Source organism: Sphingobacterium sp. UGAL515B_05 (assembly GCF_033097525.1).
GTDB lineage: Bacteria > Bacteroidota > Bacteroidia > Sphingobacteriales > Sphingobacteriaceae > Sphingobacterium.
In genome coordinates, this window is the sequence record NZ_CP109907.1 from 2060294 (window position 1) to 2080242 (window position 19949).

The window sequence follows — 19949 nt, forward strand, 5'->3', positions numbered from 1 at the left end:
CGCTTAGGGGAATTCGTTCTCATCAACCATTGACTGCCAAAGGCAGATTCAATACCTATGGTAGCAGACAAATAAACGAATAAAAAATATAAGGGATGAAAACAGCATATGTATTTCCTGGTCAAGGTGCCCAATTTGTTGGAATGGGGCAGGACCTGTATAATTTAAATGACGAAACGAAAGCTTTGTTTGAACAGGCTAACGATATTTTGGGGTTCCGTATCACGGATATCATGTTTTCTGGTACAGATGAGGAATTGAAACAAACCAAAGTAACCCAACCGGCTATTTTCTTGCATTCGGTTATTTTGGCGAAAGCGTTGGGCGACTCTTTTCAGCCGGACATGGTTGCAGGTCACTCATTAGGTGAGTTTTCGGCTTTGGTAGCGGCCGGTGCATTGAGCTTTGAAGATGGCTTGAAATTGGTTGCACAGCGCGCTAATGCAATGCAAAAAGCATGTGAGCTTCAGCCTTCGACGATGGCTGCGATATTAGGTCTGGAAGACGCTATAGTGGAAAATATCTGTGCTCAGGTTGATGACGTCGTGGTAGCTGCAAATTATAACTGTCCCGGACAATTGGTTATTTCGGGATCTATTGAAGGGGTAGACAAGGCTTGTGCTTTGTTGACCGAGGCTGGTGCTAAGCGCGCATTAAAGCTAAATGTTGGTGGCGCATTTCACTCACCATTGATGGAATCTGCTAAGGTGGAATTGCAAGCAGCTATTGAAGCTGTAGATATTTTGTCGCCTAGCTGTCCGATCTATCAAAATGTTGATGCCAAGCCGCGGACAGATCCAGCGGTTATCAAGCAAAATCTTATTGCGCAGTTAACCGGTGCTGTTCGATGGACACAAACGGTACAAAATATGTTGGCAGATGGTGCAACGGCTTTTGTTGAGGTTGGTCCTGGAAATGTATTGCAGGGATTGGTTAAGAAGGTTGACCGTCAAGTTCAGACTTCAGCAGCATCAGTGACCGCGTAACAAAATATTCAGTATAAAAAGGATCTTTTTGCAGCCTCCAAAAGTGTTTAACTTTTTGGGGGCTTTTTTATGAACGAGAAATCGAAATCAACTGTAAAGTAAGAACCGTATTAGACCAAATGTAAACCTATTTCAGTATAAGACAACCATATCACTTTCGGACTTTGGTCGGTGCTTGTTCGGTGCTTGTTCGGTGCTCGTTCGGTACTTCTTCGGTTGCAACCGAAGAAACACCGAATGAGTTCCGATGAATATCCGTTTTTTGACCGAGAAAATATTGGATCAGGTAGAGGGTGAAACTTATTTATCCTTAAACATACTATAATGATCTTTCATGACCTGCAAGACAAAATCATTGGGAGTCATTTTTTCCGGATGTTTAACCTCCATCACCGTTTCAAGGCGTTGTACTAAAGCGGTTAAAATTCCGACATCCCTTCTGTCAAAAGCGGTTTGATAGATTTCTTTGACAGAGTTGGCATCTTTGTCACTCAGTTTGATTACTTGAGGAAATAGAATTGGGTGATTATCGAACGTTTCTTCGTAGATCGTGTCCCTCAATTTTAAATTAGGTTTGAGACTGATTACAGAGGTTTCTCCTGCAATATCTCCAATGCGCTGTCCGTTTTTGGATAAAACTATAGCGGTAATTGCAACCCCGCCCATCGTCATCCAGATGTCGATAATAGACAGGCTCCATCTCGACAAGTATTGATAGAAGTTGGCCCGGGAGCCGTCGAGTTTGACAACCTTTATTTTCATTATTTTCTTGCCTACAGTTTGGCCGCCAAAAGCGGTTTCAGTAATTAACGTATAAAAAAATGCCGGCAAAGTCAGGGCCATCATAACCCCATAGAAAAGATAGGGATCTCCTGCGTTCATGTTTATACTGTCCAAGAGAAAAAAGCAAAAGAAATAATAACAGACTATAATAAAATAATCTATTGCAAATGCGATCATTCTTGAGCCAAGACTGGCAAGATTATATTCGATTTTTACATTTTGCGCCGTATTTATCTCAAGCTTATTCATATGCAAATTAGTTGAATTTAATGTAATATAGCATATCCAGGTTATTTTAGCTCCAATTTGTGCTTTTCAATCATGGATATTTCCTATATTTGGTTCAGCCAGTTAAAAAAATTAATGAGAGAAGCATCCTTTGTAGAACGAAATAAAGAAAAATGGACGTTAATTGAAAATAATTTATCAATTAATATGCAGGTTGATCCAGATGAACTGGCCTCAAATTACATTGAGCTCACAAACGATCTGGCTTATGCACAAACTTTTTATCCTGAAAGTAAGGTAAAGGCTTATCTGAATGAATTGGCGGTGACTGTCCATCAGAAAATTTATAAAGATCAAAAAGCTTCCAATAATAAATTTAAATCTTTTATCACCGAAGAGATACCACAAGCAATTTGGGCTATCCGCAGACCGTTGTTGTACTCCTTCTTAATTTTTGTTTTGGCTTCGGTTATCGGTTTTTTATCCGCTATGTACGATATCGATTTTATTCGGCTTATTTTAGGGGACTACTATGTAGATTCGACGATAGAAAGTATAAAGGCCGGAGATCCTGCTGCGGTATATGGAAAGGGTAGTAACTTTGGGTCTGCAATTTGGATTACGATTAATAATGTGCGGGTTGCTTTTATGGCTTTTGCTGCCGGGCTATTTTTCAGTGTAGGAACAGGTTATGTCCTGTTTAGCAATGGCATTATGCTCGGTGCATTTCACCAGATGTTTTTCCAGTATGGCGTTATGGGGAAAGCCATGTCGGCAATTTGGATTCATGGCACTATTGAAATTTCGGTAATCATTGTGGCAGGGGGATGTGGATTGGCCCTAGGTAATAGCATTCTATTTCCCAAATCTTTCACGCGTTTAACATCTTTTGTTCGTACGGCAAAGATTGCGATGAAAGTTCTCGTCAGCACAATTCCTTTTTTTATTATTGCCGGTACATTGGAAGGCTTTGTAACGCGATATTATAACGTGTCAATTTGGTTATGCTTACTAATTATCATTTTATCCTTACTGGCCATCCTTTATTTTTATGTTATTAACCCATATCGACTAGCAAAACGATTTCAATGGAAATAGACTTTGAATTTCAAAAAGAACGGAAGGTAGGGGACTTTGTCCAAAGTTTTATAGATCTTTTTAAATTGATCTATAAGCACTTTGTTTCTACTATTTTTGGTTTATCTGCTGTGCCACTGGCGGGTATTGCATTGGTCTATTATTTTTTGTCTACAAAAATTACGTTCTCTGCCAATAGTGATTCTTTTGAGGATATCGATGCTTTTGCATGGGCCGGATTACTCATTTTAGCACTCCTAGCGTTGGGGCTGTACGTTTATGGTATTTCTATCGAATATTTTGTGCTGCTAAAAGAGCGCAAAAGCACAGCATTTTCGGGAGCGGAAGTGCTGAAGAATTTCAGATCAAACCTAGGGAAATACTTTATGTTTTTGATTGCCATGATATTGGCACTAATTGTCGTTTTTATTCCCCTGGCCATCGTCGCTGTAATTTGTGCATTTATCCCTTTCATCGGAAGTTTTGCGATCGGTATTTTAGGGTCCATGGTTGGCATTTGGTTATTTTGCTCATTTTTATTTTATCGGGAAGGTTATTCGGATCTAGGGAGCTGTTTTACAGATGCCTATGTCATGCTGAGCAAAAAATTGATTCAGTATGGTATTGCCACTTATATCGTGAATTTTATTTTCCAAATGGCTGTCATGATGATTTCCATTGTACCATTGATTATCATGGGGCTTTTGTCATTCAACTTCCTCGGTATAGATGCCGCCTTTTTTGACTCATCCTGGGGGAAATTGCTGATGACATTGGGCGGCTTATTTATCACGTTATTTACACTCTTTCTGTACATGTCTGGGGTTCTGGCCAATGGTATTATTTATGAAACAGCCAAGGATCTCAAATTTGGCGAACGTATTTATGGCATGATCGAAAAGATTGGAGGAAAAGATGAATAGACTCTTCGTTTTTTTTGGTATCGCCTTATTATCCGTTTTTTATGCCTGTGATCCAAAACCAAGGGAGGCAGATTCCAATAGTGATAGAATCGATTCGCTCAATGTGAGAATAGATTCTACCTTGGTGGGAACAGATTCTGTCCGCATTGACTCAATAGCCGTAAAAGCTCCTAATGGCCAACAGGAAAAAGACGAAATTGATCTGTGGGATCCAACATTATTTGATTCGATTCCAAAATACACCGAAGAGCGTTCGTTTAAAATGGATCCTTATCAGGATATTATCAAACGTTACGAGACCGATGATTTTGTTTATTCAGAAAATATTAAAGATCGCGTTGGTGTATTACAGCGCATTCTTGCCCGGCTCGCGGATTGGATTGGAAGCATCATGCCCGATAATCCTTATAAATTCCGGGAAGAGTTTGGTTATGTATTTGCCTTTTTAGCGGTCATCGCATTAGCCTTTATCCTCTATAAAGTGCTCTACAATAGGAAACAATATTTTATTAAACACGATGAAGAAGAGGGAGAGCTTGATGCTTTAGCGTATGTAGAGCGAAATCTAATGAATAGTAACCTAGAACCTTATATTCAGGAAGCTATTACAACTAAAAATTATGCATTGGGAATTCGGTACTTACAGCTGTTAAATATTCAAAAGTTGGCTCAGACCGATCATATCAAGTGGAAGCAGAGTAAGACAAATGCTGAGTTTGCACAAGAAATACGGAACGAAGAACTCCGTCGGGGATTTCTGGAGTGCACACGGATATTTGATTATGTCTGGTTTGGTCAGTTTGAATTAATGGAAGCTAATTTTGCCCAATACCAGCAATTGTTTACCCAATATCAAAATCAAATTAAATGAAGGGATCGGTAAAATTTGGATTGATATTATTGGCTGTTGTTTTAGTGCTCATTGCGCTTATCGATGCAACAAGTAAGAAGCCGATTATCTGGGATCGGACCTTTGATGCAAAAGATAAAAATCCCTTTGGAGCTTATGTGTTACGTCAAGAACTAAAACATATCATTGACCAGAAGAATACAACGATTGAACGGCCATTGTACGAGTATCTAGACAGCGCAAAGAAAACAGACGTTAACCTGTTTTTTTACACCTCTTATTTTTCAATGGGAGAAGCCGCGGAGGATAAATTATTGGATTATGTGAATCGGGGCGGGAAAGCAATGATTGTGGCCGAGGAAATTGATCGTTATTTTTTGGATTCTTTGGGTGTGGAAACGGATAGTTTTTATGGTTACAAAAAAGGTGTAAATATAAAAAGTCAGGTGCGCGTTCGACTGATGAATGATAACAATAAAATTCATTATGGTAAATCGGATCTTGGAGAAGTATTTAAAAAACTTCCTAAAAATACGACCATTTTGGGCGCGATTACCTATAAAGATTTTGCGTTACCTAACTTCGTGGCGGTTCAATTTGGTAAAGGGACAATCTATCTGCACCTGACTCCCGATTTATTTGGGAACTATTATTTGCTGAATTCTGCTTCGCAGTATGCTTATGTTGCGAAATCTTTATCTTATTTAAATGATAAGCCGCTCGCGTGGTATGATTTTAAAGCAAATATGGATCAATATCGTACGCCTTTGCGTGTGTTGCTTATGAATGATGGTCTTCGGCAAGCCTGGTATGTTTTGTTAGCGGGACTGGTGCTTTTACTCGTGTTTAGAAGTAGACGCGAACAGCGTGCAGTGGCGGTCGTGGCCCCGGAGCCGAATCTCTCGAAAGAATTCTGTGAGACGATTGCTACCTTATATTATGAAAATGGTGCGCCAGGGAACATGGTAGCCAAAAAAATAGATTACTTTCTTCACGACCTTCGGAGTCGTTTTCACTTAGATACACTAACGTTGCGGGAAAATGAGTTCAGTGAAGAATTGGCCGAACGGTCTGGCGTTTTTCTTGCGGAGACACAGGCTTTGGTCAGGTTGATTGTTCGTATGCAGGATGCGAAAGAACATGACCTAGCTGATCTTAAATTGATTAATGATACTATAGAAGAGTTTAAACATAAAGCAAAAATGATATGAGTGACTTCGATAAATATATATCTTTTGAAAACCGAATAGATGTATCGGTTTTGTTCGATAAAATGGCTCAGGTAAAGGCAGAAGTTAAAAAAGTAATCGTTGGGCAGGATCAATTGATCGATATGCTCTTGATTTCCATTTTAGCGTCGGGACATTCCCTGATTGAAGGATTGCCAGGGGTTGCAAAAACATTATCTGCAAAATTGATCGCCAAAACCATCAATAGCGAATTCAAACGTATTCAATTTACACCAGACCTAATGCCTTCGGATGTAACAGGATCTTCGATATTGGATCTGAAAAGCAATGAATTTGAGTTTCGCAAGGGGCCTATTTTTGCAAACATCGTGTTAATCGATGAAATTAACCGGGCTCCGGCAAAGACGCAGGCGGCGCTTTTTGAAAGCATGGCCGAACAGCAAGTATCAGTCGACGGAACTACCTATCGATTACCAGCTCCCTTTGTTGTTTTTGCGACACAAAATCCGATCGAACACGAAGGTACTTATCGATTGCCGGAAGCTCAGCTCGATCGTTTCTTGTTTAAGATCAATGTGAATTATCCTGAACTTGAACAGGAACTGGAGATATTAAAGGAGCATCATGCTCAAAAGGCACTCAATAAAGAGGATCAGGTTCAGGCGGTAGTTTCCGCAGCAGAAATTTTGGCATTCCAAAAATTGATCAAGTCTATTTTTGTTCATGAGGAGTTGCTGACGTATATTGCTCAAGTTATTATAAAAACACGCACTAACCCAAGTTTGACACTAGGAGCTTCACCAAGAGCTTCGATTGCTTTGTTGGAATCCGCAAAGGCTTCGGCTGCAGTGAGTGGCAGAGACTTTGTTACTCCTGAGGATATTCGGAGGGTAGCATCGGCTGTGTTAGGACATCGCGTTATGTTGACTCCAGAAAGAGAAATGGAAGGGTTTACCACTGCCTATGTCATCGACCAAATCATTAATTCTGTAGAAATTCCAAGATAATGAAGAAATTAAGCCAGCTCTTTCTAACGAATCAATTCTTCTATTCACTATTAGGTATAGCGACACTCTTTACATTGTCTTTTTTTGTTAAAGGATTGTTGATTGTGTCTTGGATTGTTTTTTGGCTATGGCTGGCAGTTTTGGCTTTTGATTTTATTGTCTTGTTTTCAGGAAAGGGGCGAATCGAAATCACAAGGGTCTATCCGGAAAAATTATCTAACGGGGATGAAAATCCGATGCGGCTGATAGTGAGTTCTTTTTATCCATTTAGTACGAAAGTGGATATTTTGGAGGAGTTTCCGATACAGCTTCAAATTCGGGATAAGGATTTTTTGACCCATCTGGCGGGTTTTCAGCAATCGGACATTTCTTTTTCACTTCGGCCAACCCAACGAGGGATCTATACCTTTGGCCGTTGCATGGCATTAGTGATGCGTTTTGGTTTTTTTAAAAGAAGGTTTGTTACCAATCAGGAACAAGAAATACCATGTTATCCGTCTTATATTCAACTCCGTAAATATCAGCTTTTGGCCACAAGCAACAGACTGAATGAACTCGGAATAAAGCGTATTCGACGGATTGGTTCGGCCATGGAATTTGACCACGTTCGAGACTATGTTCAGGGGGATGATTATCGGCATATGAATTGGAAAGCTTCTGCAAAAGTAAAAAAGTTGATGGTCAACCAATATGAAGAAGAGAAATCACAGCCCATCTATTCTTTTATTGATCTAGGGAGGGCGATGCGCATGCCCTTCAACGACCTGACCTTATTGGATTACTCCATTAATGCTGCGCTGGTGCTTTCGAATGCAACCATATTGAAGCAAGACCGTGCAGGCTTATTAACCTTTTCAAAGGATATCAATGCATTTATACCAGCTGAGAAAAGAAATAATCAGATGCTCAAAATTTCAGAGACGCTCTATCAGGTGTCGACCAAATTTGAAGAATCAGAATTTGGAAAATTATACAGTTATGCCAATGCACATATCAACAAACGTTCGCTTATCTTTCTTTATACCAATTTCGAGACCTTAGACTCCTTGAGGCGTCAGATGAATTATCTATCGATGCTCAATAGAAGTCACATTATAGTTGTTGTCGTCTTTAAAAATGTCGAGGTGGAGGATTTAGCCAAAAGCGCACCGAAAAAAACGATTGACATCTATAATCAAATCATTGCTGAAAAGTTCATCTATGAGAAGCAGCTTATTGTACAAGAACTGATTCGTCATGGATTTCAGACCATTTATACTGCACCGGAAAATCTAACCATCAATTCCATTAACAAATACCTTGAAATTAAGGCACGTGGCCTTATTTAATGATGGAGGTATCTTTGACCATTACTTTTGTCCAGAGATGTTGATATTTCTCGATCGCTTTTAAATGGATTGGATGCGTTTCGTAAATGGTAATATCGTTAAGATCTTTGAATGTCACAAGTAGCGTGTAATCAAAGCTGTTGTCTACGACAGGTCTCGGGTTTGTCTGCGCCGGAATGCCATAATTGAGTGTTTTAATGACGTCGATCTTACGAAGTTCTTCAAAGAATCCAACAAAATTCTTTTTTTCTTTTTCACTAAGATCCTTTTTTAGCCAAAAATTAACAACATGGACAATGGTGCTGGACTCGATATGCTCATCCGATTGAACTGTATTTGCCCATGTGGGAGCAGTTACGAGCACCATGGGTGCTAGAAGAAAGTTGCGTCTTTTCATGATTGAAACGGTTTAGAAGCTTTAAGATACAAAACCTTCGTGAATTCAACAATACCAATGACGCTGATCGTGGGCGAATGGTTTTTGTGGTTAACGAAAAATAGGCGTTTTCAGCCAACAAAAAGGGAGACGTTATGCCTCCCTTTTATATTTTGATGGATGTTGGATGCTATATTCCAAACTCTGCTTTTACCTTGTCAATATAATCTAGTTTTTCCCAAGTAAAAAGTTCAACCTCAATTTGCTTTTTCTCGCCTGTTGAACTTTCGAACTCTTTGGTTACTTTTCTTGGCGTTCTTCCCATGTGACCATAGGCTGCCGTTTCTGAATAAATTGGATTTCTCAGTCCCAAACGCGTTTCAATTCCGTATGGAGTCATGTCAAATAAATGGGCAATTTTTTCAGCAATCTGGCCATCGGTCAAATTTACTTTGCTCGTTCCATAGGTATTTACATAGATTCCCATTGGATCTTTTACACCGATTGCATAGGAAATCTGTACGAGAATTTCATCTGCAACACCTGCTGCCACTAAGTTTTTAGCAATATGGCGCGTTGCGTATGCTGCCGAGCGGTCTACTTTAGATGGGTCTTTTCCTGAGAAAGCACCACCACCATGGGCACCTCGACCGCCGTAGGTATCGACAATGATCTTCCGTCCGGTTAGTCCTGTATCTCCATGTGGTCCACCGATAACAAATTTGCCGGTGGGATTAATATGAAACTTAATTTCATCGTTAAATAACAACTGAAGTTCTGGTTTCAATTGTGCTTTAACACGTGGAATTAAGATCGTTTTGATGTCGTGTGTAATTTTATCCAACATGGCTTGCTCGGTATCAAACTCATCATGTTGTGTAGAGATGACGATTGCGTCAATTCTTTTTGGTTTGTGATCATCGCTATACTCAAGGGTTACCTGAGATTTTGCGTCGGGGCGCAAATACTTGATTTCGTTATTTTCGCGACGCAGCTCGGCCAGTTCATACAGTAAGCGATGCGATAGGTCCAATGCCAACGGCATGTAGTTTTCGGTTTCGTTGTTTGCATAACCGAACATGATACCTTGGTCACCCGCCCCCTGTTCCTGTCTTGTCTTGCGGTCTACACCTTGGTTGATATCAGCAGATTGCTCGTGAATCGCCGAAAGAACGCCACAGGAGTTTGCCTCGAACATATACTCAGATTTGGTATAGCCAATTTTCTGGATCACCGAACGGGCTATTTTCTGAACATCGAGGTATATGTTTGATTTAACTTCCCCCGCAAGGACAACCTGTCCTGTGGTTACTAGTGTTTCAATAGCGACGCGAGAGTCCTCGTCCCATGCTAAAAAATTGTCTATTAATGCATCTGAAATTTGATCCGCAATTTTGTCTGGATGCCCTTCAGAAACAGATTCTGACGTAAATAAATAAGCCATGCTTTACGTAATTTTTAATATTGGATTTGCGCTAGAATGAAATAACAGCAAAGTGATAAGAGCCGTGATAGCGAAGGGTTTTTAGCACTTTTTTACTGTGGTTGCAATCTCCTTGTCGTTGCCTTGTTATGCAACAGCACGCAAATCAGTCCACATTCTATTTTTTGTGCGACAAAGCTACAATACTTTAAGGATTATTTAAAATCAAATTTATATTTTAACTTTTAAAAGCTCAGCGAAATGCGTTAATAGGTATAAAGATTACATTATTTTAAGAAATTGGTAATTTCCGCTATCTTTGGATATGTCAGAACGTAAACAGATATTGTTTGTTATTAATCCTATTTCAGGAGGAAAAAATAAAACTTCCTTTAAAAAACAGGTGCTGGATGTACTTGATCTACAGAAGTTTGATCCGACCTTTCAACAAACTGCAAGGCCGAATCATGCGTATGAAATTGGACTGAAAGCGGTCAAGGAAGGCTATGATGCAGTTATAGCAGTCGGAGGTGATGGGACGATCAATGAACTGGGCTCCGCTTTGGTGGGATCTGGAATTCCATTGGGAATTATTCCTGAGGGCTCTGGCAACGGCCTAGCGCTCTATCTAGGGGTTCCTATGAATGAAGCGGCTGCTATCCGTCGGATTAATCGTTTTGAATCGATTGAGGTTGATTGTGGTTTAATTAACGATAGACGATTTTTTAATATCGCGGGTTTAGGTTTTGATGCTTCCGTGAGTGAAAATTTTGCGAATGAAAATATTCGCGGACCTCTGGGCTATATGAAATCGGTCTTTAATGTGCTCAGCAAGTATCAGCCTGCACATTATAAATTGACGATTGATGGAAAGGTGTACGAAAGACAAGCCTTTATGATCAGCGTAGCGAACTCTCCTCAATATGGGAACAATGCCTATATCGCACCACAGGCTTCGGTTAATGATGGTATTTTGGACGTATGTATCGTGCACAAATTTCCACTTTATATACTGCCAAAGATGATTTTTCATCTTTTTAATAAATCGGCAGATCAATCCAGTTATGTCGAGATTATTCCGGGAAAAAATATTCAGATCGAGGTCGATAAGGTTTCACCGGTCCATGTGGATGGAGAACCGATCGAGCTTGGCGATAAACTGGATATTTCCATTATACCAAAAGCACTAAAGATAATTTGTTAAGGTCATGAGCAAAAATAAAAAACAGTCCTACGAGGGCGTAGTATATTCAACAGATGACAGTTTCAGCTATCAGCTGGCTGATTTTTTTCAGGAAGCTGATACTTTACCGGTCAACCAGCAAAACTTGAAGGTACAACTGGATCGTAAAATGCGGAAGGGGAAAGTTGTTACGTTGGTTACGGGGTTTGTCGGAAAAGCGGAAGATCTAGAAAGCTTAGGTAAATTGTTGAAACAGAAGTGCGGAGTGGGCGGAACGGTAAAAGATGGAGAGATCATCATACAAGGAGAGTTCAAACAAAAGATCTATGAGTTGTTACTTAAAGAAGGGTATCGCGTAAAATTAGTCGGTGGTTAAACAAGTATAACGAGGATATTCGTATTAAATCTAATGAATTGTTTATTAGGCAAGTATGGTTTTGGTTAAGACTGTGCGATTGTTTGAAAACATGAGTAATCACTTACTTTTTGTCGTTTAAAATCCTTGATTTTTTTGCATATCAAAAAAAAAATGGCTTTCATTGTAAAATAATTATTGCGAATAAGCGATTTAGCATAGAGTAACAATGATTATATAACGGGAACTGCTGAGAAAAATAACACTGTTAATGGTGTATTCAGTTTTAAAAAACAAATTTGATTTTTTTTATATATTTAAGAGGAATATTTTAAATTTGACATTAAATATTAAATTTGCTTTGCAAAATTGGTTTCAAAAGCAAATAAGAGTGCATATAATTTAAACAACATTATATATTTAAACAACAGTAAAAAACTAAAAATTAGAAAAATGGCAAACGCACCTAAAACTGCTGCAAAACAAGAGAGCAACAACGGAGGATCTTTCTTCGCTCAAGCTGCAATCATCATCTGTTTCATCGTTGGTTTCTGTTTATGGAAATTTGTAATGGGTAACCCTGCAAACTTTGTTGATGGAAATCATGAAAATGCACCAATCCCAGGCGGAAGTTTAAGCTCTTACTTAGGAATGGTTTACCATGCTGGGGCTATCGTACCTGTTTTGCTTGGTTTATTCTTGATGGTATGGGTTTTCTCAGTAGAACGTTTTATCGTTATTAACAAAGCTTCTGGTAATGGTAACGTAGGAAACTTCGTTCGTAAAATTCAAACGTTAATTAATGGTGGAAACATCGATTCAGCTATCGCTGAGTGTGACAAACAAAAAGGTTCAGTAGCAAACGTAGTAAAAGCTGGTTTATTGAAATACAAATCAGTATCTGCAGATCCTGAAGTAAACACTGAAAAAGCTGCTATTGCAATTCAAAAAGAAATCGAAGAAACTACAGCATTAGAAATGCCAATGTTAGAGAAAAACTTAAATGTTATCGCTACATTAGTTTCTATCGGTACATTATGTGGTCTATTGGGTACAGTAACAGGTATGATCAAAGCCTTCTCGGCATTGGCAACAGGTGGTGCTCCAGATTCAGCTAAATTGGCAAACGGTATCTCTGAGGCCTTGATCAATACAGCAACTGGTATCGCGACTTCAACATTCGCTATCGTATTGTATAACATCTTTACTGCAAAAATCGATAAATTAACTTACTCTATCGACGAAGCTGGTTTCTCAATCGTACAAACATACGCTGCAAACCACAAATAAGAACTATGGTGAAAGTTTTTGATTTTATTTTATGGAAATCAAAAACCAAAAGCATCATAGGATAGAAGATTGAGTTTTTAATTTAAAAGGAAGAATTTAAAATGGGTAAAGCAAAAGTAAAAAGAGCCAGTACGTCGATCGACATGACAGCGATGTGTGACGTATCGTTCTTACTGCTTACGTTCTTCGTCTTAACGGCGACTGCGCGCCAACCAGAGGCTTTGCAAGTAGATACCCCAGCATCGACTACGAAAGATAAGTTACCTGATTCAAATGTAGGTATGATCACAATAGGCGATAAAGGTAAAGTTTTCTTCGGTACGACTGATCAACAGGTTCGTGTAAAAGCACTTGAAAGAATGTCAGCAAAGTATGGCGTTGGCTTTTCACAAGAAGATTACGATCGTTTCAAATTGATGGAAAACTTTGGTGTACCAATGTCTAAATTAAAAGGGTTATTGGCCTTGGATGGAAGTAAGCGTACAGAAAAAGGTCTGCAGACTGGTATCCCGGTTGATAGTACAGAGAATACTTCAAATGAGTTGTATTACTGGGTTCAAAATGCCCGTCTTGCAGCTGAAGAAGTAAATAAAGAAAAGGAAGCTACTGATAAGAACTTCGTGCACCCTGGACCTCTGAAGATGGCTATCAAAGCAGATGCGAATGAGAAATATCCTTCGGTTAATTTAGTTATTGAAACATTGCGTAATCAAAAGCAAAACAAGTTTAGTTTCATAACAGGCATGCGTGCTGAGGAGAAATAATTGACGATTTAATAAGAACAAACAATGGCAGAATTAAATCAGGATAGTGGTAAAAAAGGCAAAGGCGGGAAAGTAAGATCCAAGAAAAATGGTGGTAAGGTCGACCTTACAGCCATGGTGGATTTGGCGTTCTTGTTGATTACCTTCTTCATGTTGACCACGTCCTTAAATAAACCGCAGGCAATGGATGTGGCTATGCCAGACAAAAATAAAATTAAGGAGCAACAAAGCGATGAATTGCTTACAGCAGATAATCGCTCCCTGACAATTTTATTGGGTTCTGACAATAAAGTCTCTTGGGTATATGGTCAAGTTGCTCGTCCGATCGAAGGTCCTACTGTTGCCGGTTACGGTGCAGATGGGATTCGTAAGGTCTTGATGGAGAAAAAGGCTTATGTACCTCGCGTTTCAGGCGGCAAAGACATGATCGTAATCATACGTCCTAGTGAAAAATGTACACAACGTAATCTGGTTGATATTCTTGACGAGATGAAAATTGTAGACGTCAAACGCTATATGATCGGAAAGATTACACCTGAAGAAGTCGAAGTGTTAAAACGTGACAATATCTATAATGATTAGTTATTAGATTGACACAAAAAACTAAAATAAAATGATAGGGTCAAAATTAGATATTTTTAAGAAAGAATGGCTTGATGTCGTTTTCCAGGGCCGCAACAAGGAATATGGAGCTTACGAGCTTCGTAAACTTGCGCCTAAAGCGACTAACCGGGGGCTTCTTGTCGTTATCGGCATTGTAGCCATAGCTAGTTTCCTTAGTGTATTTGGAAGTAAGCTGTTCCCGAAGAAAGCTGTTGAGGCACCTCCGGCAGTAACCGAAGTTACTTTGGAAGACCTTGAAGAAATCAAACCACCAGAACCACCAGAAGAGGAGCCACTTCCACAAGAACCGGAAGAAAAACCTCAACAAGTGGCCATGGATGTACCAAAAGAGGATTTGGTTCGTTTCCCTGAGCCTAAAGTAGCTCCTGCAAACAAAGTTGTAGAAGAAGTTGCTTCTCAGGAAGAATTGAAAGATCCAAATAAAACTCCAGCGCGTATTACTTTGAAAGGTAGTCCGACAGGTACTTCTGTAGCACGTGGCGAATTTGGTTCGAAGAAACAAGATGGCGCTATTACTGGTGCTGCAAAAGGAGATCCAAATGGTAATGGAGATGAAATTCTTCCATTTAATGCCATCGAGGTTCAGCCAATGCCCGTAGGCGGTATGCAAGCATTTATGTCTTGGGTAGGTTCAAACTACGAGTATCCAGCTGCGGCAACTGAAAATGGTGTAAATGGTGTCGTTGAGGTATCCTTCGTCGTAGAAAAAGATGGTAGCTTGACAGACATCAATATTAAACGCGATTTGAAATATGGTACTGGTGATGCAGCCGTAAGGTTGCTTAAGAAAGCGAAGAAATGGAAGCCGGGTATTCAAAATGGCCGTCCAGTTCGTGTAGCGTACACTTTGCCAATTCGATTGAACCTTCAAAATTAGAATGACAAATTTTAATTCGAATAATAGTTCAAATTATAGACAGAAATCGCCTCTGAAGCGGTTTCTGTCTATTTTAGGACTTTTTATGTTTGGCTTTTATTTTGTTTTGGGCCTTTTGATTATATTCTGGGATAATTTTCCCATTGAGATTAATCCTACTTACAAAACAATCTTTGGTGTTGTATTGATTCTGTATTCTTTTATGCGGTTTGTACGGCTTTGGCAAAATAATTTTTAATTAACTGCCCTCTTCTTTTTGGCGACAACCAATTCTCTCTTCAAAAATTAAACTATTTTTTAATTAAACTGTCTTATTTTATGATGTATCATATGAGAAAATATAAAATGATTCTTGTGATGCTTGGCATCTGTATGGGCATTTTTGTTTCCTGCGAAAATAAAACAAAGCAAACGAAAGAGAGCGATGATATTCTAACGGGTAAGCTACCCGTTATTGTGGATCAAACTTTGTTGCCTATTATTCGGGAGTCTGCGGATGTTTTTGAAAGTTCTTATCCAAACTCGAGTTTGGAGCTCATGGCACGGCCCGAGATTAAAGCGGTGAATGCCTTATTGTCTGATTCTGCTTATGTGGTTGTGTTGACCCGACAGTTGACAGATGAAGAAGATAGCTACTTTAAAAAACGTGGCATTCAACCTAAAATATTCCAAATGGCTTCGGATGCCGTTGTATTGATTAATAATCGTAACAGTACTGATACTATAATGCAGCAAAAAGACGTTAAGTCTTTGTTGGAAGGTAACTTAGGGGGACAGCGATTGATCTTCGATAATGCCAATTCAAGTACACTGCGCTATTTGAAAGATTATTTCAAATTGAACAAAATTGATCCGAAAGCTGTTTCTGCTTTGAAAGATAGTGAAGATGTCATGAAATATGTCAGTGAAAATGCCAATGCAGTAGGCGTTATCGGATACAATTGGTATTTAAAAGCGATAGAAAAAAATTCGAATTTATTGGATAAAATTCGTACATTGAGCATCGAAAGTGTTGGTAAGGAGGGTGAAAAGGCGAGTTTTTTTCGGCCGTCCCAATCGACTATTGCTGATGGCTTATATCCTTTTGTAAGGCCTGTCTACATTATGAACTATCAGCCAAATATGGGCTTGGGTTTAGGCTTTAGTGCCTTCTTGACAGGGGATCGTGGACAGCGGATTGTATTAAAGGCTGGATTGGTTCCTGCTACAATGCCCGGACGAGAGATCATTATTAGAGATGAAAGTTATATTAAATAGATAATAAATAGTACAAAAATAGATTATGACAAACAGTAAATTATTATTTAGTCTTTTATTGGCTGGATCTGTGGGCACAGTGAGTGCACAAAGTTTGAAAGATGCTAGAGCAGCCATCGAGGCTGAAAATTATGGTAAAGCGAAAACTATCCTTCAACAGTTAGTGACTAAGCAACCTAAGAATGGAGATAATTATTTCTATTTGGGTCAAATTTATTTGGTAAACGACAGAGCGGATTCTGCCGCTGCGATTTTCAACCAAGGTTTGGCTGCTGATCCAAAGGCTACAATTAATAATGTAGGTTTGGGTTATGTTGACTTAATGAAAAAAGATAAAGCAAGCGCTGAATCTAAATTCGCTTTGGCAACAGCAAAATTAGGAAAAAAGGATTATGAGCCATTATTGGAAATCGGTCGTGCATATATTAATGCTCCAGAGCCTGATTATGCAAAAGCGTTGGAATACCTGACACAGGCGAAAGAGAAAAATAAAAAAGACGTAGCTGTTCCTATCGCGTTAGGTGATGCGTACCGCGGTTTGAAAGAAGGTTCATTGGCCTATACAAGCTATGGTGAGGCGACGGATATTGATCCAAATTCAGTACAGGCGAAAGTTGGACAAGCTGTGATTGTACGTGGCGCTCAAGCTTTTGATGAGGCTATCACACAATTGGAAGCTATCGCAGCAGAAACACCGGCATACGCACCTACTTACCGTGAGTTGGCTGAAACATATAACCAATGGTCTAGATTGCCGGGTACTTCTGACGAGAAATATGTCGAGTTAAATAAAAAGGGTGTTGAGCAATACAAAAAATACCTAGAAGTAGCGGGTGATAATTCATTGGAAGCTAAAATCCGTTATGCCGATTTCTTGGTTTACGCGCGTCAATATGACGATTTGAAGGTCGTTTCTGAGGAATTAGCGAAAAACCCTTCTGTAGATCCAAAAATCTACCGTTATTTGGGTTATATTGCCTTCCAAAAAGCTAAAGATTATCCGAAAGCCTTGGAGTACTTAAACCAGATGTTTAGCAAAATGGAAAAAGATCGTGTAATTCCGTTGGATTATATGTATCTAGGTATGTCTGAGATTGCTGCAAATAGCCCAAAACCAGCAGCTGCTGGTGCAGATAGTACGGCTACTGCGGCTCCGGTATTGACAGCAGAGAATACAGCGAATATTCAAAAGGGTATTGCCGATATTAAGAAAGCAATTGATTTAGACAAAGAATTGTTGGGAGAAACAGCTGAGTTAGCTTTTGCTAAATACCAAGAGCAAGAATTGCAAACAGCAGCCTCTTTATTCGAGCTAGTTGCTTCTTATAAAGATAACAAAACATATCTGTTTGATGCAAATTACTATGCTGGAGAAGCCTATTACCAAATCGGTGCTAAAGAAGATGCAGCTAGTAAAAATGAGGAACAAGTTGTGGTTAATCAAGAATTGAGAGACAAAGCAATTGCGGATTTACAAAAATCACAAACTTTCTTAACTGTGATCGAAACAACTGATAATAAAGAAGCACAAGATAAATATTTGATTAATGCGCTTTATTACAAGGCTTTTGCTGCATTGACGGCTGATAATTTGGAACAACCAAAAGGTGATTTCGTAGCATCCTTCCAAAAATTGATTGAAACAATCAATCAACGTGGTGCGCAAGAGAAAAATAAAAATTATTTAATCGATGCGAATACCTATATCGGTCTTTACTATTATGTAAAACAGGATCTTCCTAAAGCGAAAGAAAGCTTCCAGAAAGTATTGGCAATAGATCCAGCTAATGAAGCGGTTAAAGGCTATTTACAAGGTATTAAATAGGCTTAAGTAAAATCATTCTAAATTAGGCGTAGATAGTAATATCTACGCCTTTTTTGTTTTGTTTTTTACCTTGGAATCTCTATATTTAAAGACAGTTACCAATATAAATTTAATTGAGATGGAGCAAGCCAATAGTATGCCGATCGACTACTTGCCTATATTTATACAGCTTTTAGTAGCTGTAGGATTTGGAGTAGGTACCATAATTATTACACACCTTATCGGACCAAAAGTCCGCACAGAAAATAAGCTTGGAGCTTTTGAATCGGGAATTGAAGTTGTCGGAAATGCCAGGCAGCCTTTCTCCATAAAATATTTCTTGGTCGCTATCCTGTTTGTCATATTTGATGTTGAAGTTATTTTTATGTATCCATGGGCAGTCAACTTTCGGGAAATGGGACTACAGGGCTTGATCGAGATGTTTATTTTCATGGGACTGCTTTTGTTGGGCTTTATCTATGTGATCAAGAAAAAAGCATTGAGTTGGGATTAGATATTCCCGTGATGGTTGGCCTTTGGGCCAGCAATACTTAAACCTATAAATCGACTTTTCATGAGTGATATAAAATTGGCAGAAGCTCCTCCGGGAGTAGAAGGCGCAGGTTTTTTTGCGACAAGTTTGGACAAAGCCATTGGCTTGGCCCGAGCCAACTCGTTATGGCCTTTGCCTTTCGCCACATCCTGCTGTGGTATCGAGTTTATGGCAACGATGGGCTCTACTTACGATTTGGCTAGATTTGGTGCCGAACGCCCTAGTTTTTCGCCGCGTCAGGCAGATATGCTATTGGTGATGGGTACCATTGCTAAGAAAATGGCTCCGGTGTTAAAGCAGGTGTATGTGCAAATGGCCGAGCCGCGCTGGGTAATTGCTGTTGGGGCCTGTGCTTCTAGTGGTGGTATTTTCGATACGTATTCTGTCTTACAAGGAATAGATGAAATCATACCGGTTGACGTCTACGTACCTGGTTGTCCTCCCCGTCCAGAAGCAATTTTGGATGGCGTGTTGCGTCTACAGGATATTGTAAAGAATGAATCATTGAACCGGAGAAATACACCCGAATACAAAGCGCTGCTTGAGAAGTACGGAATACATACAAATAAATAGATGATGGAAAACAGTTTTTTATTGGATAAGCTCCAAGGAAATTTTCCGGCAAAGATTAACGAAATTCAAGATGCACACAATTTATTGACGATTGTCGTGGATACGGAAGATGTGATTGATGTACTTCGTTTCTTGAAATCGAATAAGGAGTTGCAGTTTATCCATCTGACCGATATTACGGCAGTGCACTATCCGCATTTAGAAAAGGAGTTTGCTGTGGTTTATCATATTCATAGTCTCGTTCATAATATCCGAATCCGGGTGAAGGTCTTTTTGTATGGACCGAATCCTGAGATTCCAACAGCAACCGTCGTTTGGAAAGGTGCGAACTGGATGGAGCGTGAAACTTTTGATTTTTTTGGTGTCAATTTTATAGGGCACCCCGATTTGAGAAGGATTCTGAATGTAGATGATATGGAGGTGTTTCCAATGCGTAAGGAATATCCTTTGGAAGATCCAAATCGCGTAGATAAGAAAGATTTGTATTTCGGCCGTTAA

At 39.3% G+C, this 19949-nt stretch carries 21 protein-coding genes; 18 read left to right on the forward strand and 3 right to left on the reverse strand.

Annotated elements, in window-relative coordinates; genetic code table 11:
• The first annotated feature begins 95 nt into the window (after nucleotides 1-95).
• The gene (gene fabD, locus OK025_RS08340) at nucleotides 96-986 is read left to right on the forward strand and encodes an ACP S-malonyltransferase (RefSeq protein ID WP_317669079.1); all 891 of its coding nucleotides are present in this window, start codon (nucleotides 96-98) and stop codon (nucleotides 984-986) included.
• A gap of 300 nt (nucleotides 987-1286) precedes the next feature.
• Here fabD and OK025_RS08345 read toward each other — a convergent pair whose 3' ends face one another.
• Complete coding sequence (locus OK025_RS08345; RefSeq protein WP_317669080.1) at nucleotides 1287-2018, reverse strand: RDD family protein; 732 nt, start codon at nucleotides 2016-2018, stop codon at nucleotides 1287-1289.
• A gap of 114 nt (nucleotides 2019-2132) precedes the next feature.
• On the opposite strand from OK025_RS08345, the gene OK025_RS08350 reads away from it, so the two are divergent.
• The 6 genes from OK025_RS08350 to OK025_RS08375 are packed head-to-tail and all read left to right on the forward strand — an operon-like array spanning nucleotide 2133 to nucleotide 8372.
• The gene (locus OK025_RS08350) at nucleotides 2133-3095 is read left to right on the forward strand and encodes a stage II sporulation protein M (protein WP_317669081.1); all 963 of its coding nucleotides are present in this window, start codon (nucleotides 2133-2135) and stop codon (nucleotides 3093-3095) included.
• The gene (locus OK025_RS08355) at nucleotides 3086-3997 is read left to right on the forward strand and encodes an ABC transporter permease (protein WP_317669082.1); all 912 of its coding nucleotides are present in this window, start codon (nucleotides 3086-3088) and stop codon (nucleotides 3995-3997) included. The genes OK025_RS08350 and OK025_RS08355 overlap by 10 nt, the downstream gene beginning before the upstream one ends.
• Complete coding sequence (locus OK025_RS08360; RefSeq protein ID WP_317669083.1) at nucleotides 3990-4868, forward strand: DUF4129 domain-containing protein; 879 nt, start codon at nucleotides 3990-3992, stop codon at nucleotides 4866-4868. Before OK025_RS08355 ends, OK025_RS08360 begins: the two co-directional genes overlap by 8 nt.
• Complete coding sequence (locus OK025_RS08365; protein WP_317669084.1) at nucleotides 4865-6058, forward strand: DUF4350 domain-containing protein; 1194 nt, start codon at nucleotides 4865-4867, stop codon at nucleotides 6056-6058. Before OK025_RS08360 ends, OK025_RS08365 begins: the two co-directional genes overlap by 4 nt.
• Entirely contained in the window at nucleotides 6055-7044 is a 990-nt protein-coding gene (locus OK025_RS08370; RefSeq protein ID WP_317669085.1) for a MoxR family ATPase, read from the forward strand. Before OK025_RS08365 ends, OK025_RS08370 begins: the two co-directional genes overlap by 4 nt.
• The gene (locus OK025_RS08375; protein ID WP_317669086.1) at nucleotides 7044-8372 is read left to right on the forward strand and encodes a DUF58 domain-containing protein; all 1329 of its coding nucleotides are present in this window, start codon (nucleotides 7044-7046) and stop codon (nucleotides 8370-8372) included. The genes OK025_RS08370 and OK025_RS08375 overlap by 1 nt, the downstream gene beginning before the upstream one ends.
• Here OK025_RS08375 and OK025_RS08380 read toward each other — a convergent pair.
• Together OK025_RS08380 and metK are read right to left on the reverse strand one after the other, a co-directional pair.
• Nucleotides 8365-8769 carry a Dabb family protein gene (locus OK025_RS08380; RefSeq protein ID WP_317669087.1) on the reverse strand — a complete coding sequence of 135 codons (405 nt, stop codon included), beginning with the start codon at nucleotides 8767-8769 and terminating at the stop codon, nucleotides 8365-8367. The genes OK025_RS08375 and OK025_RS08380 overlap by 8 nt on opposite strands.
• 169 nt (nucleotides 8770-8938) lie before the next feature.
• Nucleotides 8939-10192, reverse strand: coding sequence for a methionine adenosyltransferase (gene metK / locus OK025_RS08385; protein ID WP_317669088.1), 1254 nt, complete (start codon nucleotides 10190-10192; stop codon nucleotides 8939-8941).
• Nucleotides 10193-10496: 304 nt separating this feature from the next.
• On the opposite strand from metK, the gene OK025_RS08390 reads away from it, so the two are divergent.
• The 11 genes from OK025_RS08390 to OK025_RS08440 all read left to right on the forward strand — a co-directional run bounded on the left by OK025_RS08390 (nucleotide 10497) and on the right by OK025_RS08440 (nucleotide 19949).
• Nucleotides 10497-11375, forward strand: a complete 879-nt coding sequence (locus OK025_RS08390; protein WP_317669089.1) for a diacylglycerol kinase family lipid kinase — start codon at nucleotides 10497-10499, stop codon at nucleotides 11373-11375.
• A gap of 4 nt (nucleotides 11376-11379) precedes the next feature.
• The gene (locus OK025_RS08395) at nucleotides 11380-11730 is read left to right on the forward strand and encodes a translation initiation factor (protein WP_317669090.1); all 351 of its coding nucleotides are present in this window, start codon (nucleotides 11380-11382) and stop codon (nucleotides 11728-11730) included.
• A gap of 432 nt (nucleotides 11731-12162) precedes the next feature.
• Nucleotides 12163-12999 carry a MotA/TolQ/ExbB proton channel family protein gene (locus OK025_RS08400; RefSeq protein WP_286843400.1) on the forward strand — a complete coding sequence of 279 codons (837 nt, stop codon included), beginning with the start codon at nucleotides 12163-12165 and terminating at the stop codon, nucleotides 12997-12999.
• A gap of 101 nt (nucleotides 13000-13100) precedes the next feature.
• Nucleotides 13101-13763 carry a biopolymer transporter ExbD gene (locus OK025_RS08405; protein ID WP_317669091.1) on the forward strand — a complete coding sequence of 221 codons (663 nt, stop codon included), beginning with the start codon at nucleotides 13101-13103 and terminating at the stop codon, nucleotides 13761-13763.
• 24 nt (nucleotides 13764-13787) lie between these two features.
• Entirely contained in the window at nucleotides 13788-14345 is a 558-nt protein-coding gene (locus tag OK025_RS08410; RefSeq protein ID WP_312334938.1) for a biopolymer transporter ExbD, read from the forward strand.
• Nucleotides 14346-14376: 31 nt separating this feature from the next.
• A complete protein-coding gene (locus tag OK025_RS08415; RefSeq protein ID WP_286843375.1) occupies nucleotides 14377-15264 on the forward strand; it encodes an energy transducer TonB in 888 nt (295 codons plus the stop codon).
• 330 nt (nucleotides 15265-15594) lie between these two features.
• Nucleotides 15595-16521: a substrate-binding domain-containing protein gene (locus OK025_RS08420; RefSeq protein ID WP_317669092.1), complete on the forward strand. Its 927-nt coding sequence runs from the start codon at nucleotides 15595-15597 to the stop codon at nucleotides 16519-16521.
• A 25-nt stretch (nucleotides 16522-16546) separates the two neighbouring features.
• Nucleotides 16547-18346 carry a tetratricopeptide repeat protein gene (locus OK025_RS08425; RefSeq protein ID WP_317669093.1) on the forward strand — a complete coding sequence of 600 codons (1800 nt, stop codon included), beginning with the start codon at nucleotides 16547-16549 and terminating at the stop codon, nucleotides 18344-18346.
• Between the two features lie 118 nt (nucleotides 18347-18464).
• Nucleotides 18465-18839, forward strand: coding sequence for an NADH-quinone oxidoreductase subunit A (locus OK025_RS08430; RefSeq protein ID WP_088163316.1), 375 nt, complete (start codon nucleotides 18465-18467; stop codon nucleotides 18837-18839).
• Between the two features lie 60 nt (nucleotides 18840-18899).
• Nucleotides 18900-19451, forward strand: coding sequence for an NADH-quinone oxidoreductase subunit B (locus OK025_RS08435; protein WP_075990308.1), 552 nt, complete (start codon nucleotides 18900-18902; stop codon nucleotides 19449-19451).
• Nucleotides 19452-19949, forward strand: coding sequence for an NADH-quinone oxidoreductase subunit C (locus OK025_RS08440; protein ID WP_075990307.1), 498 nt, complete (start codon nucleotides 19452-19454; stop codon nucleotides 19947-19949).

Excerpts from the sequence above, each read along its gene's own strand:
- fabD (WP_317669079.1), top strand. The coding sequence starts at position 96 with ATGAAAACAGCATATGTATTTCCTGGTCAAGGTGCCCAATTTGTTGGA.
- OK025_RS08345 (WP_317669080.1), bottom strand. The coding sequence starts at position 2,018 with ATGAATAAGCTTGAGATAAATACGGCGCAAAATGTAAAAATCGAATAT.
- OK025_RS08350 (WP_317669081.1), top strand. The coding sequence starts at position 2,133 with ATGAGAGAAGCATCCTTTGTAGAACGAAATAAAGAAAAATGGACGTTA.
- OK025_RS08355 (WP_317669082.1), top strand. The coding sequence starts at position 3,086 with ATGGAAATAGACTTTGAATTTCAAAAAGAACGGAAGGTAGGGGACTTT.
- OK025_RS08360 (WP_317669083.1), top strand. The coding sequence starts at position 3,990 with ATGAATAGACTCTTCGTTTTTTTTGGTATCGCCTTATTATCCGTTTTT.
- OK025_RS08365 (WP_317669084.1), top strand. The coding sequence starts at position 4,865 with ATGAAGGGATCGGTAAAATTTGGATTGATATTATTGGCTGTTGTTTTA.
- OK025_RS08370 (WP_317669085.1), top strand. The coding sequence starts at position 6,055 with ATGAGTGACTTCGATAAATATATATCTTTTGAAAACCGAATAGATGTA.
- OK025_RS08375 (WP_317669086.1), top strand. The coding sequence starts at position 7,044 with ATGAAGAAATTAAGCCAGCTCTTTCTAACGAATCAATTCTTCTATTCA.
- OK025_RS08380 (WP_317669087.1), bottom strand. The coding sequence starts at position 8,769 with ATGAAAAGACGCAACTTTCTTCTAGCACCCATGGTGCTCGTAACTGCT.
- metK (WP_317669088.1), bottom strand. The coding sequence starts at position 10,192 with ATGGCTTATTTATTTACGTCAGAATCTGTTTCTGAAGGGCATCCAGAC.
- OK025_RS08390 (WP_317669089.1), top strand. The coding sequence starts at position 10,497 with ATGTCAGAACGTAAACAGATATTGTTTGTTATTAATCCTATTTCAGGA.
- OK025_RS08395 (WP_317669090.1), top strand. The coding sequence starts at position 11,380 with ATGAGCAAAAATAAAAAACAGTCCTACGAGGGCGTAGTATATTCAACA.
- OK025_RS08400 (WP_286843400.1), top strand. The coding sequence starts at position 12,163 with ATGGCAAACGCACCTAAAACTGCTGCAAAACAAGAGAGCAACAACGGA.
- OK025_RS08405 (WP_317669091.1), top strand. The coding sequence starts at position 13,101 with ATGGGTAAAGCAAAAGTAAAAAGAGCCAGTACGTCGATCGACATGACA.
- OK025_RS08410 (WP_312334938.1), top strand. The coding sequence starts at position 13,788 with ATGGCAGAATTAAATCAGGATAGTGGTAAAAAAGGCAAAGGCGGGAAA.
- OK025_RS08415 (WP_286843375.1), top strand. The coding sequence starts at position 14,377 with ATGATAGGGTCAAAATTAGATATTTTTAAGAAAGAATGGCTTGATGTC.
- OK025_RS08420 (WP_317669092.1), top strand. The coding sequence starts at position 15,595 with ATGAGAAAATATAAAATGATTCTTGTGATGCTTGGCATCTGTATGGGC.
- OK025_RS08425 (WP_317669093.1), top strand. The coding sequence starts at position 16,547 with ATGACAAACAGTAAATTATTATTTAGTCTTTTATTGGCTGGATCTGTG.
- OK025_RS08430 (WP_088163316.1), top strand. The coding sequence starts at position 18,465 with ATGGAGCAAGCCAATAGTATGCCGATCGACTACTTGCCTATATTTATA.
- OK025_RS08435 (WP_075990308.1), top strand. The coding sequence starts at position 18,900 with ATGAGTGATATAAAATTGGCAGAAGCTCCTCCGGGAGTAGAAGGCGCA.
- OK025_RS08440 (WP_075990307.1), top strand. The coding sequence starts at position 19,452 with ATGATGGAAAACAGTTTTTTATTGGATAAGCTCCAAGGAAATTTTCCG.